General features: G+C 61.8%; 16 protein-coding genes. 4 read left to right on the forward strand and 12 right to left on the reverse strand.

What is annotated here, in order from left to right:
• Window positions 1–93 precede the first annotated feature (93 nt).
• Window positions 94–1,341 (forward strand): peptidase T, encoded by a 1,248-nt coding sequence (gene pepT / locus ACJ8J4_RS08560; protein ID WP_197837206.1) that lies wholly within the window; start codon window positions 94–96, stop codon window positions 1,339–1,341.
• On the opposite strand, the gene ACJ8J4_RS08565 is transcribed toward pepT, so the two are convergent.
• Window positions 1,338–2,450: an SLC13 family permease gene (locus ACJ8J4_RS08565; protein WP_025303714.1), complete on the reverse strand. Its 1,113-nt coding sequence runs from the start codon at window positions 2,448–2,450 to the stop codon at window positions 1,338–1,340. The two genes, pepT and ACJ8J4_RS08565, sit on opposite strands and share 4 nt — an antisense overlap.
• 154 nt (window positions 2,451–2,604) lie before the next feature.
• Between ACJ8J4_RS08565 and apbE the strand changes: the two genes are divergently transcribed.
• Window positions 2,605–3,636 carry an FAD:protein FMN transferase ApbE gene (gene apbE / locus ACJ8J4_RS08570; RefSeq protein WP_197824152.1) on the forward strand — a complete coding sequence of 344 codons (1,032 nt, stop codon included), beginning with the start codon at window positions 2,605–2,607 and terminating at the stop codon, window positions 3,634–3,636.
• 52 nt (window positions 3,637–3,688) lie between these two features.
• On the opposite strand, the gene ACJ8J4_RS08575 is transcribed toward apbE, so the two are convergent.
• Window positions 3,689–3,910 carry a hypothetical protein gene (locus ACJ8J4_RS08575; RefSeq protein ID WP_004936201.1) on the reverse strand — a complete coding sequence of 74 codons (222 nt, stop codon included), beginning with the start codon at window positions 3,908–3,910 and terminating at the stop codon, window positions 3,689–3,691.
• A gap of 212 nt (window positions 3,911–4,122) precedes the next feature.
• A complete protein-coding gene (gene fabB / locus ACJ8J4_RS08580; RefSeq protein WP_016926857.1) occupies window positions 4,123–5,343 on the reverse strand; it encodes a beta-ketoacyl-ACP synthase I in 1,221 nt (406 codons plus the stop codon).
• Window positions 5,344–5,513: 170 nt separating this feature from the next.
• Here fabB and mnmC point away from each other — a divergent pair, with 170 nt between their 5' ends.
• Window positions 5,514–7,535, forward strand: coding sequence for a bifunctional tRNA (5-methylaminomethyl-2-thiouridine)(34)-methyltransferase MnmD/FAD-dependent 5-carboxymethylaminomethyl-2-thiouridine(34) oxidoreductase MnmC (gene mnmC / locus ACJ8J4_RS08585; protein WP_164068443.1), 2,022 nt, complete (start codon window positions 5,514–5,516; stop codon window positions 7,533–7,535).
• Window positions 7,536–7,576: 41 nt separating this feature from the next.
• Here the strand turns inward: mnmC and ACJ8J4_RS08590 are convergent, their stop codons facing one another.
• The 6 genes from ACJ8J4_RS08590 to prmB form a co-directional block, all read right to left on the reverse strand.
• Window positions 7,577–7,858, reverse strand: coding sequence for a YfcL family protein (locus ACJ8J4_RS08590; protein WP_016926855.1), 282 nt, complete (start codon window positions 7,856–7,858; stop codon window positions 7,577–7,579).
• Window positions 7,859–7,890: 32 nt separating this feature from the next.
• Window positions 7,891–8,448, reverse strand: a complete 558-nt coding sequence (locus ACJ8J4_RS08595; RefSeq protein WP_043140178.1) for an elongation factor P hydroxylase — start codon at window positions 8,446–8,448, stop codon at window positions 7,891–7,893.
• 80 nt (window positions 8,449–8,528) lie between these two features.
• On the reverse strand, window positions 8,529–9,335 hold the full coding sequence (locus ACJ8J4_RS08600) for a sulfite exporter TauE/SafE family protein (RefSeq protein WP_025303718.1): 807 nt from the start codon (window positions 9,333–9,335) through the stop codon (window positions 8,529–8,531).
• A gap of 3 nt (window positions 9,336–9,338) precedes the next feature.
• The gene (gene mepA, locus ACJ8J4_RS08605) at window positions 9,339–10,166 is read right to left on the reverse strand and encodes a penicillin-insensitive murein endopeptidase (RefSeq protein ID WP_049207359.1); all 828 of its coding nucleotides are present in this window, start codon (window positions 10,164–10,166) and stop codon (window positions 9,339–9,341) included.
• 5 nt (window positions 10,167–10,171) lie between these two features.
• Complete coding sequence (aroC, locus tag ACJ8J4_RS08610; RefSeq protein ID WP_033643909.1) at window positions 10,172–11,257, reverse strand: chorismate synthase; 1,086 nt, start codon at window positions 11,255–11,257, stop codon at window positions 10,172–10,174.
• Window positions 11,258–11,322: 65 nt separating this feature from the next.
• Window positions 11,323–12,255, reverse strand: a complete 933-nt coding sequence (gene prmB, locus ACJ8J4_RS08615) for a 50S ribosomal protein L3 N(5)-glutamine methyltransferase (protein WP_025160157.1) — start codon at window positions 12,253–12,255, stop codon at window positions 11,323–11,325.
• A 170-nt stretch (window positions 12,256–12,425) separates the two neighbouring features.
• Between prmB and smrB the strand changes: the two genes are divergently transcribed.
• A complete protein-coding gene (gene smrB, locus ACJ8J4_RS08620) occupies window positions 12,426–12,956 on the forward strand; it encodes an endonuclease SmrB (RefSeq protein WP_025303720.1) in 531 nt (176 codons plus the stop codon).
• Window positions 12,957–13,025: 69 nt separating this feature from the next.
• Here the strand turns inward: smrB and sixA are convergent, their stop codons facing one another.
• The 3 genes from sixA to fadI form a co-directional block, all read right to left on the reverse strand.
• Complete coding sequence (gene sixA, locus ACJ8J4_RS08625; protein WP_004936230.1) at window positions 13,026–13,508, reverse strand: phosphohistidine phosphatase SixA; 483 nt, start codon at window positions 13,506–13,508, stop codon at window positions 13,026–13,028.
• 388 nt (window positions 13,509–13,896) lie between these two features.
• Window positions 13,897–16,062: a fatty acid oxidation complex subunit alpha FadJ gene (fadJ, locus tag ACJ8J4_RS08630; protein ID WP_025303721.1), complete on the reverse strand. Its 2,166-nt coding sequence runs from the start codon at window positions 16,060–16,062 to the stop codon at window positions 13,897–13,899.
• Complete coding sequence (gene fadI, locus ACJ8J4_RS08635) at window positions 16,062–17,372, reverse strand: acetyl-CoA C-acyltransferase FadI (protein WP_025303722.1); 1,311 nt, start codon at window positions 17,370–17,372, stop codon at window positions 16,062–16,064. The genes fadJ and fadI overlap by 1 nt, the downstream gene beginning before the upstream one ends.
• Window positions 17,373–17,511: the final 139 nt, after the last annotated feature.

Raw genomic sequence — 17,511 nt, forward strand, 5'->3', positions numbered from 1 at the left:
TGCTTCGCATTCTGGCGGTTTACGCATTGCGCCGTTGGACAAACGGCTGATTTCGTTTTAAAACCGGTAGATTGCCAACCGCGAGGAATTCCGATGACCAGCTCGATTGCCGAACAGCTTACCGAACGTTTCTTCCGCTACCTGGCGGTCACCAGCCAGAGCAACGCCGCCGCAACCGCCCTGCCCAGCACGCCGGGGCAGCATGAGATGGCGCAACTGTTGGCGGACGAGCTGCACCGGCTCGGCCTGGCCGACGTGCAGATCGACGAGCACGCTACCGTCACCGCCCGCAAGCCCGGCACCCAGCCCGGCGCGCCGCGCATCGGCTTCATCACGCATATCGACACCGTGGACGTCGGCCTGTCGCCCGAGATTCGCCCGCAGCGCCTGCGCTTCACCGGCGAGGATTTATGCCTGAACGCCGAGCAAGACATCTGGCTGCGGGTCGCCGAGCATCCGGAGATCCTGCCCTACCGGAACGAAGAGATCCTGTTCAGCGACGGCACCAGCGTGCTGGGCGCCGACAATAAGGCGGCGGTCACCGTGGTGATGACGCTGCTGGCCAACCTGAGCGCCACCGATCGCCACGGCGATATCGTGGTGGCATTCGTGCCGGATGAAGAGATCGGCCTGCGCGGCGCCAAAGCGCTGGATCTGCAGCGTTTCCCTGTCGATTTCGCCTACACCATCGACTGCTGCGAACTGGGTGAAGTGGTGTACGAGAATTTCAACGCGGCATCGGCGGAGATCCGCATCGAGGGGGTGACCGCCCACCCGATGTCGGCGAAAAACGTGTTAATCAACCCGATACGCATCGCCAACGACATCATTAACCGATTCGACGTGCAGGATACCCCGGAACACACCGAAGGGCGCGAGGGGTATTTCTGGTTCACCGATCTGGCCGCCAACGCCAATCAGGCGACGCTGAAGGTCTCGATTCGCGACTTCGATCGCGCAACCTTCGAGGCGCGCAAAGCCCGCCTTGAGGAGACGGTGCGCCAGGTGGCGGCCAACTATCCGCGCGCCAACGTTAGCTGCAACGTCAGCGACATCTACAGCAACATCAGCAATGCCATCGGCGAAGATCGACGCGCTATCGATCTGATCTTCGGCGCCCTTGCCGCCCACGGCATCCCGCCGAAGGTGATCCCAATGCGCGGCGGCACCGACGGCGCAGCGCTCTCCAGCCGCGGTATCCTGACGCCCAATTACTTCACCGGCGCGCATAACTTCCACTCGCGCTTCGAGTTTTTGCCCGTCAACGCCTTCGTGAAATCTTATCAGGTGACCCGCAGCATTTGCCTGCTGGCCGCGCGGCAGAGTGGCAATCCGGGCTAGCTCATCACCCAACCGAGCAGCGCGGCCCACACCAACAGCGGCAGCGAGTAATAGTGGAAGCGCAACCAGATCTTGCGCTCCCCTGCCATACGCAGCGCAATCAGGTTGGCGAGCGATCCGACCGCCAACCCGAAGCCCCCGGCGTTGACCGCATAGGCCAGCTGCGGGCTGGAAGGCACATAGTTGAGCAACAAAATGGTGGCCGGCACGTTACTGACGATCTGCGACAACCCAACCCCCAACGCATACACGCTCCCCTCGCTCAGCCCGGCGATGGCGGCAAATGCCGGCTGAAGCGGCGGCAAGCGGGTAAACAGGCCGACATCGATGAACATGGCGGCGAACACGAAAATCAGACTCCAGTCGATCTGCAACAGTACCCGGCGCGCCAGCAGCAAGAAACCGGCGAACACCGCCAGCAGCCCGTACAACGGCAGATCGAAATCAAGACACAGCAGGAAAACTGCATACAGCCCTACGCAGCTCAGCAACAGCGGCCGCTGGTACGGATACCCCTCGGTATTCGGCGTTTTCACGATGTCGCGCGCCGGGAAGCTGAACCAGGTCAGCGCCAGCAGGCTCAACATCATTGCGGCGCCAAACGGCGCCATCTGGCCGATAAAATCGAGGAAAGAGAGGCCGGATCGGCTCCACAGCAGGATATTTTGCGGGTTGCCGATCGGCGTCAGCAACGAACCGGCGTTCACCGCCAGCGCCTGGAAGATGATCAAGCGGCCAACCGGCAGCGCCGACAGCTTTTTTAGCGTGATGGTGAGCGGAATGACGATAAACAGCGCCACGTCGTTGGTCAGAAACGACGACAGCAGCGCGGCTGAAAACACCAGGAACAGCGCTAGCCGTCGTTCGCTGTGCAACCGGTTGATAATCTTACGGCCAACGAAGTCGAAGTAGCCGCTGACCTCAACGCCTTTGGTCAGCAGCATCAGCCCCAGCAGGGTGATGAGGGTGCGGCCGTCGATAAAGCCGCCCAACGCCGCCAATGGCTGCGGATGAAAGACGAACATCGCCACGCCGGCCAGCAGCAATACATGCAAGAAGCGATCTTTGACAAAGGGATGGATTATCCGGGAAATGGCGGTTGCACTCATGGTGGCAGCTTGAAACCTCAGCGAAAAGCATGAGCGAGACGTTAGCTCAGGCGCGGCTTCAGCGCCAGCAAAATGCTATTTTACCTTTATCCGCTTTTCATTTGCCGCGCTTTACTTTATTTGTAGCGGCTTTCACGGTTTCAAAGGACATGTTATGGCTTCCCTGTTCGCCAAAGGGGCGTTGCTCAGCGCCTTATGCGCCCTGCTCGCCGCCTGCGACGATGCCGCCTCCCGCCCGCAAATCGATATCGACGGCAAGACCATGGGCACCTTCTACAGCGTTAAGGTCAGCGGTGACGTCGCGATCGGCAAACAAGAGCTGCAGCGGCAGATCGACACGGTGCTCGAACGGGCCAACGACGACATCTCGACCTACCGCGCCGATTCGGTGCTGTCGCGGTTTAACCACAGCGCCAGCCTCGAACCGCAGCCTATCCCGCGTGGCATGGCGGACATCGTGTTGATGGCCCAGCGCATCGGCCGTGATACCGGCGGCGCCATGGACATCACCGTCGGCCCGCTGGTAAACCTGTGGGGATTCGGCCCAGACAAGCATCCGGTCAAGGTGCCGGAACAGGCGCAGATCGACGCGGCGAAGCAGCGCACCGGCCTGCAGCACCTGAAGCTGATCAGCGACAGTCGCGGGGAGTGGCTGCAAAAAGATCTGCCGGGCATGTATGTCGATCTCTCGACGCTGGGCGAAGGCTATGGCGCCGATGAGTTGGTGCGCCTGATGAACCGTAACGGCATTACCAACTACCTGGTATCGGTCGGTGGCGCGGTCTCTTCGCGCGGCGTCAACGGCCAGGGCAAACCCTGGCGGGTAGCGATCCAAAAGCCGACCGATCGTGAAAATGCGGTGCAGGCGCTGGTGGATCTGCACGGTTACGGCATCAGCACCGCCGGCAGCTACCGCAACTACTTTGAACAAAACGGCCAACGCTACTCCCATGTCATCGATCCGGCCACCGGCAGGCCGATCAACCACCGGCTGGTTTCCGCCACGGTGATCGCCCCCACTGCGCTCGAGGCCGACGGCTGGGACACCGGCCTGATGGTGCTGGGCCCGGAGAAAGCGTTGCAGCTCGCCGAAGAGAAAGGGCTGGCGGTCTACCTGATCAGCAAAACCGACGAGAGCTTTAGCGCCGTGATGACGCCGCAGTTCAAGGCGTTTTTAGTGCAGTGAGATAAAAAAAGCCCGGCGCGCCATGGCCGGGCTTATTCCTGTTCCGCGCCGATCACTTGGTCAGCGCGATGATACCGAGGGTCAGACCGGCAACCGCCGCCGCGCCGCCGGCGATCGCGCCCGCGGTTTCCCAGTTATCCTGAGTGGTGCCCTTCATACAGGTGTTGGTGTGCACCAGACGCCCCTGGTCATCGTAGACCGGCACGCAGGGAGAATCGGTGGCGCATCCGGCCAACACGGCCGACAGTAACCCAACCGCAATTAACTTTTTCATACTTCTTGCCTCAATGTTCGATCACTTTAGAAAGCTACGCCGAGCGATAATCACGCTACCTGGCTATTGTATGCTCAACGCGTGTAATGGCGAGGTAATGATGTGTCAGGGGATGTGATTTGGGAAAACTCCGAGCGCTCGCCCGGCGGGCTTTGAGCAGTAAAAAGCCCGCGAAAACGCGGGCTTGATAGCGAAGTGACGCGCCGGCGGAATTATTTCGCCAGTTTGCGCATCACCAGGGTGGCGTTGGTGCCGCCGAAACCGAAGCTGTTGGACATCACGGTGGTCAGCTCGCGCTGAGTCGGCTGGGTCACGATGTTCATGCCGGCCGCCTGCTCATCCAGCGTTTCGATGTTAATGCTCGGCGCGATAAAGCCGTGCTCCAGCATCAGCAGGCTGTAAATCGCTTCCTGCACGCCCGCGGCGCCCAGCGAGTGACCGGTCATCGCCTTGGTGGAGGAGATGGCCGGGGTATTGTCACCGAACACTTCACGAATAGCGCCCAGCTCTTTCACGTCGCCTACCGGCGTAGAGGTGCCGTGCACGTTGATGTAGTCGATCGGCGCATCCAGATCCTGCATCGCCATCTTCATGCAGCGCACTGCGCCTTCGCCCGAAGGGGCAACCATGTCGGCACCGTCGGAAGTCGCGCCGTAGCCAACGATTTCTGCATAGATGTGCGCACCGCGCGCCAGCGCGTGCTCCAGTTCTTCAACCACCACCATGCCGCCGCCGCCGGCGATGACGAAACCGTCACGATCGGCGTCGTAGGTGCGGGAGGCTTTTTCCGGCGTGTCGTTGTACTTGGTGGACAGCGCGCCCATCGCGTCGAACTCGCAGGCCATTTCCCAGCACAGCTCTTCACCGCCGCCGGCGAACACGATGTCCTGTTTGCCCAACTGAATTTGCTCAACCGCGTTGCCGATGCAGTGCGCGGAGGTCGCGCAAGCGGAGCTGATGGAGTAGTTTACGCCATGGATTTTGAACGGCGTTGCCAGGCAAGCGGAAACGCCGGAAGCCATGGCTTTGGTCACCACGTACGGGCCAACCGCTTTCAGGCCGCGCGGGCTGCGCATCGCATCGGCGCCGAACACCTGGAAGCGCGGAGAACCGCCGCCGGAACCGGCAATCAGGCCTACGCGCGGATTGTTTTGATACTCTTCTTCCTTCAGGCCGGAAGACGCGATCGCTTCTTGCATCGCCAGGAAGGCATAAATGGAAGCATCGCTCATGAAACGCACTGCCTTGCGGTCGATCAGGCCGGTCGTGTCGAGCTTAACTTGCCCCCATACGTGACTACGCATGCCGGAATCTTTCAGCTCCTGGGAGAAAGTGATCCCAGAACGTCCTTCCTGCAGGCTTGCCAGGACCTCCTGCTGGTTATTACCAATGCTGGAGACAACTCCCAGGCCAGTAATCACTGCACGTTTCATTCAATACCTCTTCCACTATTTACCTACGGGATTTTGCATCGCACTTTAGCGTACAGATGTAAGCCGAACAAGTCCGATCAGCGTTTTTCAGCTTTATTGTTGTCCAGTTTGCGCCGGGGCGCCAGCGCCGTTAGAATTCGCGGCATCCCTTGAATTTCGAGCCATTGACCGTGAACCACGCCCCCATCCAAACCGCAACGCTAACCTGGAACGAACAGGGTACACCTGTTTCGAAACAGTTTGATGACGTCTATTTTTCCAATCAGGATGGGCTGGAAGAAACTCGCTACGTCTTCCTGCACGGCAATCGGCTGCCGCAACGTTTCGCCACCCACCCGCGTCCGTTGTTGGTGGTGGCGGAAACCGGGTTCGGCACCGGGCTCAATTTCCTCACGCTGTGGCAGGCCTTCGCCGGCTTCCGCCAGGCCGAGCCGGACGCCGCGCTGCAACGCCTGCACTTTATCAGCTTCGAAAAATTCCCCCTGCAGCAGGCTGACCTGGCGGCGGCGCATGCGCGCTGGCCGGAGCTGACGCCTTATGCCGACGAGCTGCGCGCCCAATGGCCGCTGCCGCTACCGGGCTGCCATCGTCTGTTGCTGGCCGAAGGCCGCATTACGCTCGATCTGTGGTTCGGCGACGTCAACGACCTGCTGCCGCAGTTTGACGCCAGCATGAATAACCAGGTGGATGCCTGGTTCCTCGACGGTTTCGCGCCGGCAAAAAATCCCGACATGTGGACCGAGCAACTGTTCGCCGCCATGGCGCGTTTCGCCCGGCCGGGAGGCAGCTTCGCCACCTTTACCGCCGCCGGCTTTGTGCGCCGTGGCTTGCAACAGGCCGGTTTTCAGGTCAACCGCTGCAAAGGCTTCGGCCAAAAGCGTGAGATGCTCGCCGGCGAGCTCCCGGCCGATGCGCAGCCCGCCGCACATCCGGCGCCCTGGTATCGGCGCCCGGCGGCGGACAACACCGCCGACATCGCCCTGATCGGCGGCGGCGTCGCCAGCGCGCTCACCGCGCTGGCCTTGCTGCGGCGCGGTGCCACCGTCACGCTGTACTGCGCCGATGAGCAGGCGGCGGAGGGGGCATCCGGCAATCGCCAGGGGGCGATTTATCCGTTGCTGAACGGCAGCGGCGACGCGCTGGAGAGCTTCTTCAGCGCCGCGTTTCCCTTCGCCCGCCGCCAGTACGACGCGCTGTTGCAACAAGGCGTCGCCTTTGATCATCAGTGGTGCGGCGTCAGCCAGTTGGCCTATGACGACAAGAGCGGCGCTAAGATCGCCAATATGCTGAAAACCGACTGGCCGCAGGCCTTGGCGATGGCGGCCGACCGCGAGACGCTCAGCGGACTGTGCGGCGTCGATACCGGCTTCGGCGGCATCACCTACCCCCAAGGCGGTTGGCTCTGTCCGGCCGAGCTGACGCGCGGCGCTCTCGCGCTGGCGCAGCGCCAGGGCTTGGTCTGCCACTACCGGCACGATGCACAGAGGCTGACGCAGGAAGAAAACGGCTGGCGCATCGACTTCGCCCACGGCGAAAGCCGCAGCCATGCGACGGTGATCCTGGCCAATGGCCATCGGCTGGCCGAACTGGCGCCGACGGAAGCCCTGCCGCTGTATTCGGTACGCGGACAGGTGTCGCATATCCCAAGCTCGCCGGCCCTCGGTCAATTGAAACAGGTCTTGTGTTACGACGGCTACCTGACGCCGGTTAATGCCAACAACGGTCACCACTGCATTGGCGCCAGCTACCAGCGCGGCGACATCACCACCGACTACCGCGAGCAGGAGCAACAGGAAAACCGTGAACGCCTGCTGCGCTGCCTGCCGGAGCAGGCCTGGCCGCAGCAGGTGGACGTCAGCGCTCATCAGGCGCGCTGCGGCGTGCGCAGCGCCACCCGCGATCATTTGCCGATGGTCGGCGCGCTGCCGGACTATCAGGCCACGTTGACGCAGTATCAGGATTTGCAGCGGCAGAACCAGCGCGGCGAAACCGTCGCCGATGCGCCGGTCCATCCCGGCCTGTTCGCTATCGGTGGGTTGGGATCGCGCGGGCTGTGTTCGGCGCCGCTGGCGGCGGAAATTCTGGCGGCGCAGCTGTTCGGTGAACCGTTACCGGGCGACGCGCGCCTGCTGGCGGCGTTGAATCCGAATCGAATGTGGGTGCGAAAGTTACTGAAAGGACGTGCGGTTTAATTCATGGATGAGGGGCGCGGCGACGCGCCCCGGCATGGCGGTCAGGCGGCTGGGGTGGCAGCCTGATAGAGGTTTTCCCACATGCCGCGCACCAAAATCTGATCCGGCGGCGAGAGTTCCCCAGCGGCGATCGCCTTGTGCAGGCTCTCTTCCACCCGCGCTTTCAGCGCTTCGGCAGTATGCTCGCCCTGCTCTTCCGCTTCGGCCACCGCCAGCGTCAGATGACCGCGCAGGTAGCCACCGGCAAACAGTTCATCATCGCTGGCGTGCTCTACCATGTCATCAATCAGCGCCAAAATGCGCGCTTCAAATTCTGCGATCATCAAATTTCCTCATTAAATAACGGGCTGTGGCGTCAGTTGAGATCTTCCGGATACGGAAAATGCTCGGCCGCCAGCGGTGGCGTATTGTAGAACGATTGCAACGCCTGAATAAAGCGCGCAGGCCGTGTGGGTATTCCCTGCTCCAGTAGCATCAATACCCGGGCGCGCACCTTGCGCTGGAACGCGATGCGATCCGGCTCGCAGTCGCCGTTCAGGTTGTCGCAGCTGACGTTGAACGGGAAACCGGCCGCCACGCAGAACATCCATTCCAGCGCCTGCGGTTTGATCTCCACCGCTTCGAATTCACTCTGGGTTTGCGCGTCGCGCCCGTCCGGGCAATACCAGTAACCGAAGTCCACCAGTTGGCGGCGCGCTTCACCGGCGATGCACCAGTGCGAGATTTCATGCAGGCCGCTGGCGTAGAAGCCGTGGGCGAACACGATGCGGTGATACGGCAATTCGTCGTCGGCCGGCAGGTAGATAGGTTCGTCGTCGCCCTTCACCAGGCGGGTGTTGTAGTCATCGCTGAAGCACCGATTGAAGATCTCGATCAACTGCTCATAGTGATGGCGGGTCTGCATGTCTGACATAAAAACTCTATAACCACAAAAATAAAGAGGCCATTATACCCGATAAGACAGGGCGCGTAAGCAACGCCCCCTCTTCATCTTTAACCGTGCACCAAGGCGGTCAACCACTGCTGAATTTCCGCGCCGTGATTGTCGTACAGCAGCTTGAGGCTCATCACCAGCGAGACGATCACGATCATCGGCCGAATCAATTTCTGGCCGCGGGTCAGCACCATGTGCGCGCCCAAACGCGCCCCCAGCACCTGCCCCACCAACATCACCAGACCAATGCTCCACACCACCTTGCCGCCGATGATGAACAGCGCCAGCCCGCCGACGTTGGAGGTAAAGTTCAGCACCTTAGCGTGCGCCGTGGACTTGGCGAGGTTGAAACCGCACAGCGTCACGTAGGCCAGCGCGTAGAATGACCCGGCGCCGGGGCCGAAGAAACCGTCGTAAAACCCGACGCAACCGCCGGCCACCAGCCCGAACGGCAAGGCCCCGAGACGGCGTTGACGATCTTCCTCACCCAGTCGCGGCATCAACAAGAAATAGAGACCGATGCCGATCACCAGCAGCGGCAACATCTGCCGCAGCAAATCGGCGCGCATATGCTGCACCAAAATGGCGCCGGCGATCGAGCCGATCAGCGTCAGAAAAATCGTCAGCTTCTGGTCGTTGAGATTCACCGCTCGCCGACGAATGAAGTACAGACTGGCGGAGAAGGAGCCGCCGACCGACTGCAACTTATTGGTCGCCAGCGCCTGCGCCGGAGGAACCCCCACCGCCAGCAAGGCCGGCACCGTCAGTAATCCGCCGCCGCCGGCGATGGAGTCGATAAACCCCGCCAGCAGCGCTACCGCAAACAACACCCCGAGCATTTCGGGGCCAATGACGAACCAGTCCATGTGTTATTCCGCTGAGAAATGGTGATCCAGCAATGCCTGACAGGTAGGCGGTAACGGCGGCGGCACGGGTTTGCCCGGCTTCGCGTTCGGCTGATGCGGCACGAACCAGCTCGCCAGTTCGGCGCCGCAGCCATCGCCCGGCGGCGGCGTATCCTGCTCCTGGCACTCCAGGCTGCCGGCCGGACAACGCAGACGCACGTGCATGTGCGCACGGTGGCCGAACCACGGCCGCACCTTGTGCAGCCAGGCGCGATCGGCGCCGGCGTCCAGGCACAGACGCTGCTTGATCGCCGGGTTGACGAAGATGCGCGTCACGTCCGCGTCCTGCGCCGCCAGTTTGATCAGCGACTCAATTTGCGGCTGCCATTGGCTCGCCACCACCTGCTTGCCATCCCCTGACACCAGGTCGATCGGTTGCGGCTTGAGCAATTGCTGCGCGCTCCAGCGTTGGCGCGGCAGCTGCAGCCAGATGTCGACGTCGAGCCCAGACTGGTGGCTGGCGTGGCCGCTGCTGAAGCGCCCGCCGGCCGGCATCGCCATGTCGCCGATCAGCACCGTGCCCAGCGCTTTCTGGTTCGCTTGGCTGCTGAGGCGCTGTATGAACGCCAGCAGATCCGGATGGCCGAAATAGCGGCGCTGGTCGGTACGCATCACCTGATAGTCCGGTGAATTCAGCGGCAACGGCTGCGCGCCGATGATGCAGCCGTTGGCGAAACCGCCCACCGCCTGCGGCGCGCCGGCCACCGGATGGTCGATTTTCTGCCACGGCGTCAGCGCCATGGCGGAAGCGGAGGCCGTCAGGGCCACCAGGCCCAACATCCAGTTTTTCATGGCGATTACCAGCGAGGCACGTCGGAAACCACATCACCGTTTTGCGCACGCTGGCGCAGCAGGTGATCCATCAACACGATCGCCATCATCGCTTCGGCGATCGGTACGGCGCGGATGCCCACGCACGGATCGTGGCGACCGCGGGTCACCATTTCCACCGCTTCCCCGTGGCGATTGATGGTGCGGCCCGGTACCATTATGCTGGAGGTCGGCTTCAGCGCCAGATGCGCGATCACCGGTTGGCCGCTGCTGATGCCGCCGAGAATGCCGCCGGCATGGTTGCTCTGGAAGCCTTCCGGGGTGATTTCATCGCGGTTTTCGCTGCCGCGTTTGGTCACGACAGCAAATCCGTCACCGATCTCCACGCCTTTCACCGCGTTGATGCTCATCAGCGCGTGCGCCAGATCGGCGTCGAGGCGATCAAACACCGGCTCGCCCAGGCCAACCGGCACGTTCTCCGCAATCACGCTGACCTTGGCGCCGATGGAGTCGCCCTCTTTTTTCAGCGCGCGCATCAGTTCGTCCAGCGCTTCCAGCTTGTCCGGATCCGGGCAGAAGAACGGGTTCTGTTCGACCTGATCCCAGTCTTTCAGCTCACAGGTCACATCGCCGATCTGCGCCAGATAGCCGCGCACCTGCACGCCGAACTTCTGCTGCAGGTATTTCTTGGCGATGGCGCCCGCCGCAACGCGCATGGCGGTTTCGCGCGCCGAAGAGCGGCCACCGCCGCGATAGTCGCGCAGACCGTATTTCTGTTCGTAGGTGTAGTCGGCATGCCCCGGACGGAACACGTCTTTGATGGCGCTGTAGTCTTGCGAGCGCTGATCGGTGTTTTCAATGATCAGACCGATGCTGGTACCGGTGGTCACGCCTTCGAATACGCCGGAGAGAATGCGCACCTGATCCGGTTCGCGACGCTGGGTGGTGTAACGCGAGGTGCCCGGACGACGACGATCCAGATCGTGTTGCAAATCGGCTTCGGTGAGCGGAATGCCGGGCGGTACGCCATCGACGATACAACCCAGCGCCACCCCGTGAGATTCACCGAAGGTGGTGACGCGGAAAATCTGCCCAATACTGTTTCCTGCCATCACGGCTCCTTACCGTTAGTCTTTTATCGTTATGAGGCCCGCCATGCGGGCCCTGGAAATGCGGTTTAGCTGCGATAGAGGCTGAAGTGATCCTTGCAATCCACCAGCTGCTGTTTGGTCAGCATGAACACGCCGTCGCCGCCGTTTTCGAATTCCAGCCAGGTGAACGGGATGTCCGGATATTGTTCCATCAGATGTACCATGCTGTTGCCCACTTCACAAATCAGCACGCCGTCGTCGGTCAGGTAGTCCGGCGCGCAGGCCAGGATGCGGCGCACCAGCTTCAGGCCGTCGCTGCCCGCCGCCAGGCCCAGTTCCGGCTCAAAGCGGAACTCCTGCGGCAGATCGGACATGTCTTCCGCATCGACGTACGGCGGGTTGGTGACGATCAGATCGTACTGGATCGCGGGAACGTCGCGGAACAGATCGGAACGGATCGGGATCACCTGATGTTCGACGCCGTGCGCCTGAATATTGCGCTCGGTCACCGCCAGCACTTCGCTGGAGATGTCCACCGCGTCCACTTCCGCTTCCGGGAAAGCGTAGCCACAGGCGATGGCGATGCAGCCGCTGCCGGTGCACATGTCGAGAATATGGCGTGGCGGGTGCGGGATCAGCGCGCTGAAACGATCGTTGATCAGCTCACCGATCGGCGAGCGCGGCACCAACACGCGTTCGTCGACGTAGAATTCCATGCCGCAGAACCAGGCCTTGTTGGTCAGGTAAGCGACCGGGATGCGTTCGTTGACGCGGCGGATCACGCGCTCAACGATGCGATGGCGCTCGCTGGAGGTCAGACGGGCGGTGTGCATGTCCTCAGGAATGTCCAACGGCAGGAACAGGCTTGGCAGCACCAATTGCACCGCTTCGTCCCACGGATTGTCGGTTCCGTGACCATAATAGATATTGGCGGCGTTGAAGCGGCTTACCGTCCAGCGCAGCATATCTTGAATGGTGTGCAGTTCGTTCACTGCTTCGTCGACGAAAATTTTGTCCAATTTGCCCTCCGGCAGGCGCTGTGTTTCATGATTTAGCCGCATAGTTTGCCATGAAGCCCGCGACAAATCACGCGCGCCCCTCGCGCTTTTCACTCTGGCCCGAGTTTTGCGTCGACAGCGCTCATTCACAAGGTAAACTAGCGAAATAAACGATTTCCGGTGAATGAAGCATGAAGAACAAGCCCCCTCTGAGCAAAGACGAACAACAGCTCTTCAGAGAGTCGGTGGCGGGCGCAAAAAAGCTGCGCCAGGACACTATCGTCCACCGCCCGCCGAAGCTCAAGGTCAAACAGGTTGCGCCGCAGCGGCTGCTGCAGGAGCAGGTCGATGCCAGCTATTATTTTTCAGATGAATATCAGCCGCAGCTGGAAGAGGAAGGCCCGACGCGCTACGTGCGCCCCGGCAGCAGCCCGTATGAGCTGAAGAAGCTGCGACGCGGCGATTATTCGCCGGAGCTGTTTCTCGATTTGCACGGCCTGACCCAGCTGCAGGCCAAGCAGGAGCTGGGGGCGTTGATCGCCGCCTGCAAACGCGAGCACGTGCACTGCGCCTGCGTGATGCACGGGCACGGCAAACACATTCTCAAACAGCAAACGCCGCTGTGGCTTGCGCAGCATCCCGACGTGCTGGCGTTCCATCAGGCGCCGAAGGAATGGGGCGGCAACGCCGCCGTCCTGCTGTTGGTGGAGCTGGCAGAATAGCCCCCCGCAGAAACGACTCAGGGCGATGTCAGACATCGCCCTGAGTTTATTCCGCACCGCATCCGCGGCTCACACTTTGGCCATCACCTGCGACGGGCTGACCTGCCATTCAAATTTGCCGTAGCTGCCGTCCGCCGGCAGATCGACGTTAGCGATCGCCGAGGTCGCGAACATCGGCGGGCACTCGCCCGGGCACAGTTCAGCCACCAGGTAGCCCACCAGCGGCAGGTGCGACACGATCAGCACCGAGCTCACCCCTTGCATCGCCAGCGCCTGCAGATAGCTGCCGACCTGTTCGGCGTTGCCGCCCGGCGTCAGCTCGGGCAGCACTTCTTCGCCCTCCGGCAGCGTCAAGGCTTCACGCACCGTCGCCAGCGTCTGTTCGGCCCGCAGATAGGGGCTGACCAGCACGCGTTCAATATCCACAGACTTGGTGTTCAACCAGGCCGCCATCTGACGGGACTCGTCGCGGCCGCACAGGGTAAGGGGCCTTACCGCATCGCTGGCTGCCTCGAGCGCCGCCTCTCCGTGACGCATAATCAAAACTTGCATATTGCACCGCTGTTGTTGACAAAGTAACGCTATACAGAAACGCCGTGCGTGCTGTACCGCCGAGTTTTACAACCCAAAGCCAAAGCTTTAAAACGATAACGCGCCGTCTCTTTATGGCGGCCGGGCATTTTGCCTGAAAGTTTGCCTAAAGAAAATGCTGTTTTTTACAGCAACCCTCCCCTGGCAAACCTCGATTGCTCACAGAACAATCAATTCAACGGGTTAAATTTTAACCTTACCGCCATGAAATTTATTGATGACGGTCAAGCTAACTTACCGCTGCCTACGCCTTGCTGTACAGCCTCACCGGCTGACGCTGTTACAAGGAGTGATGGCGATCACAACGCGGCCCTGTTGCAACTATAGTGCAAATCGGGCCGCCCTGCGTTCAGCTCCCCAGCGGGTAAAAACGCTCGCCCTGCTGCGCCATGCGCTGCAAGCGTTCGCACGGCGCGAAGTGCTCGCCGTGCTGCTGGCGCAGGTATTCCAACGTTTTCACCACTTTTTCGGCGCCGAGCTCGTCCATATAGCGGAACGGGCCGCCGAGGAACGGCGGGAAGCCGATGCCGAACACCGCGCCGATGTCGCCGTCGCGCGCGCTGCGGATCACGCCTTCATCCAGGCAGCGCGCCGCTTCGTTCAGCATCATCATCACGCAGCGCTGGGCGACGGTCGCCGGCAGCATGTGCGCCTTCGGCGTGACGCCGAGCAACGTATACAATGAGGTATCCGCACGTTTACGCCGCTGCCGCTGCTGCCCTTCGCTCGGGTAAAGATAGAAGCCGCGGCCGTTCTTGCGCCCTTTACGCCCGTCCTTCAGCACCGCATCGAACGCAGCCGGCGCGGCGAAGCGCGGCCCCAGCGCCTCGACCAGCACCGGAATGATCTTGGTGCCGACGTCGATGCCCACTTCGTCCAACAGGGTGATCGGGCCGACCGGGAAACCGAAGTCCACCAGCGCCTTGTCCAGCGACTCCATCGGCTCGCCTTCCAGCAGGCAACGGGCCGCTTCGTTGATGTACGGCGCCAGGATGCGGTTGACATAAAAACCCGCGCTGTCGCCCACCACGATAGCGGTCTTGCCCTGCTTGTGCGCCAGCGCCACGGTGGTCGCGATAGTCTCTTCGCTGGTGCCGGCGTGCGGGATCACTTCCACCAGCGGCATTTTGTCCACCGGGCTAAAGTAGTGCAGACCGATCACCTGCTGCGGCCGCTGGGCTTTTTCGGCGATGTGGCCGATAGGCAACGAGGAAGTATTGGAGGCAAACACGGTATGCGGCGCACAGTTCGCTTCGACCTCGGCCACCATCTTCTGCTTTAGCGCCAGATCCTCAAACACCGCCTCGACCACGATATCCACCTGCTCAAAGCCGGTGTAATCGGTAGAGCCGGAGATCAGCATCATCTGTTTTTGCCGTTCCGCCGGGCGCATGCGCTTGCTGCGTACCCGTTTGCCAAGCACGTCCCAGCTGTATTTCAGCGCGTGATTGATGCCGGTTTCATTAATGTCTTTGATACGAACCGGCAAACCGCCGCGCGTGGCGGTGACGCAGGCGATGCCGCCGCCCATCAGGCCGCCGCCGAGAATGCCGACGCGATGCAGGGCATGCGGCTTGGCATTGCCGCCCCGCTCTTTTTTCAGCGCAGTGGAGGCGAAGAACAGGCTGCGCAGCGCCGCCGACTGCGGCGTCATCGCCAGTTCGCCAAAGGCGCGCGCTTCGGCTTCATAGCCGCTGGCGCTGCCGTGATCCAGCCCGGTGCGCACTACCTGAATGATGCGTTCCGCCGCCGGGTAGTTGCCGTGGGTTTTCGCCAACGTTTTTTTGCGCACAATGCTGAACAGCAGATTTCTGCCCAGCGGGCCATTGAGCAGGCGATCCTGCCACGGCAGCTCGCGCTGATGCTTCCAGCCCTGTTTCACCCGCTCGATGGCGGTCTGCAACAGGATCGACTGCGGCACGGCGTCGTCCACCAGCCCCATGCGCAGCGCCTGGCGGGCGCGAATGTGCTTGCCGGTCAGGATCATGTCCAGCGCCTTGGCGGCGCCAACCAAGCGCGGCAGGCGCTGAGTGCCGCCGGAGCCCGGCAGCAGGCCCAGCTGCACTTCCGGCAGACCGAGCGCGGTTTTGTCATCCAACGAACAGACGCGGCCGTGGCAGGCCAGCGCCAATTCCAGGCCGCCGCCCAGGCAGGCGCCATGAATGGCGGCCACCACCGGCACCGGGAAGGCGGCGATCTGCGCTAGCGTGCTCTGCCCTTTCTTGGCCAGCGTTTCCGCCTCTTTGGCGCTGGTGCAGGCGGCAATCATGGTGATGTCGGCGCCGGCGATAAACGAGTCCGGCTTGCCGGAAACGATCACCAATCCTTCCAGCGCGGTATGCTGCTGCGCCCGGATCAGCACGTCGTTCACCTGTTCGACGAACTCAGCCTTGAGCGTATTGACCTTATCGCCCGGCACGTCGATGGTGATCACGCCGATGTTGTCGGGGCGAATCGTCAGCTGAAAGGCCGACGGTTTGGCACGCTGTTCGTGCAATGCGTTTTCGGCACTCATCATTCCACCTCCACGATCATCGCGGCCCCTAACCCGCCGGCGGCGCAGGCGGTGGTCAGGCCCAGCCCGCCGCCGCGGCGTTTCAGCTCGCGCAACGTCTGGGTGATCATGCGCGCGCCGGTGGCGGCGAATGGGTGGCCATAGGCGATGGAACCACCCAAGACGTTGAATTTGTCCATGTCCACCTCACCGATCGCCTGGCTGCGGCCAAGCTTCTCGCGGGCGAACGCTTCGCTGGCAAACATCTTCAGGTTGGCCAGCGTTTGCGCAGCGAAGGCTTCATGCATGTCGATGAGCGTCAGATCGGCCAGACCGATGCCGGCGCGATCCAGCGCCAGCGGCGTAGCGTAGGAAGGCCCCAGCAGCATGTCTTCCCACACGTCGATGGCGGCGAAGGCGAAACTGCGTAGATAGCCGAGCGGCTGCAGCCCCAGCTCTTTGGCGCGCGATTCGCTCATCATCAGTACCGCCGCCGCGCCGTCGGTCAACGGCGTGCTGTTGGCCGCAGTGACGCTGCCGTGTTTGCGATCGAACGCCGGTTTCAGCTTGGCGTAGGAAGCCAGGCTGGAGTCTTTGCGGATATTGTTGTCTTCAGAAAGCTGCGCGCGGTAAGGCGGCACGTAGGCCGTCATCACCTCATCGCGCAGCCACCCCTCACGCCAGGCCCTGGCCGCCAGTTCGTGGGAACGGTGCGCCAGCGCATCCTGCGCTTCGCGGGTGATGCCGTGGCTTTTCGCCATTTGCTCAGCGGTATCGCCCATGCGCAGACCGGTGGAATACTCCGCCACCGCCGGCGGCACCGGCATCAGATCGCGGAATTTCAGCCGGCTGAACAGTTTGAGACGCTGCGACAGCGTGCGCGCCTTGTTGACGTCCACCAGCGTGCGCGCCAACGCCTTGCTGACGCCGATCGGCAAGACGGAAGAAGAGTCCGCCCCGCCGGCGATACCGACGCTGATGCTGCCGGCCATGATGCTCTCCGCCACGTTGGCGATCGCCTGGAAGCTGGTGGCGCAGGCACGCGACACGCTGTAAGCGTCGGTATGAACGCTCATACCGGTACCGAGCACGATTTCACGCGCGATGTTCGGCGCCTCGGGCATTTGCACCACCTGGCCGAACACCAGCTGTTCGATCAGCTGCGGATCGATGCCGCTACGCGCCAACAGCTCGCTCACCGCCGTTTTCCCTAAATCCACCGCCGGAATGCCGTGATAGGCAGTTGCCTGTTTGGCAAAGGGGGTACGCAGTCCATTCACAATCGCAATGCGGTCACCATGACGGGTCACCAACGGCAGTGCCTTACTCATAAATGCTCCTGAAGAAAATAACGTCAGCGCAATGGGCAGAAAGAGGTCTGACCTGATGAGGTCATTGTTAACCAAACGGTTACATTTGGCAAACCGGCAGAGATCAAAACTGCGAGCAGGCGCACTTTCTATCGGGGCG

Origin of the sequence: Serratia sp. CY47280 (assembly GCF_052168655.1) — a bacterium.
GTDB classification, from domain to species: domain Bacteria; phylum Pseudomonadota; class Gammaproteobacteria; order Enterobacterales; family Enterobacteriaceae; genus Serratia; species Serratia bockelmannii.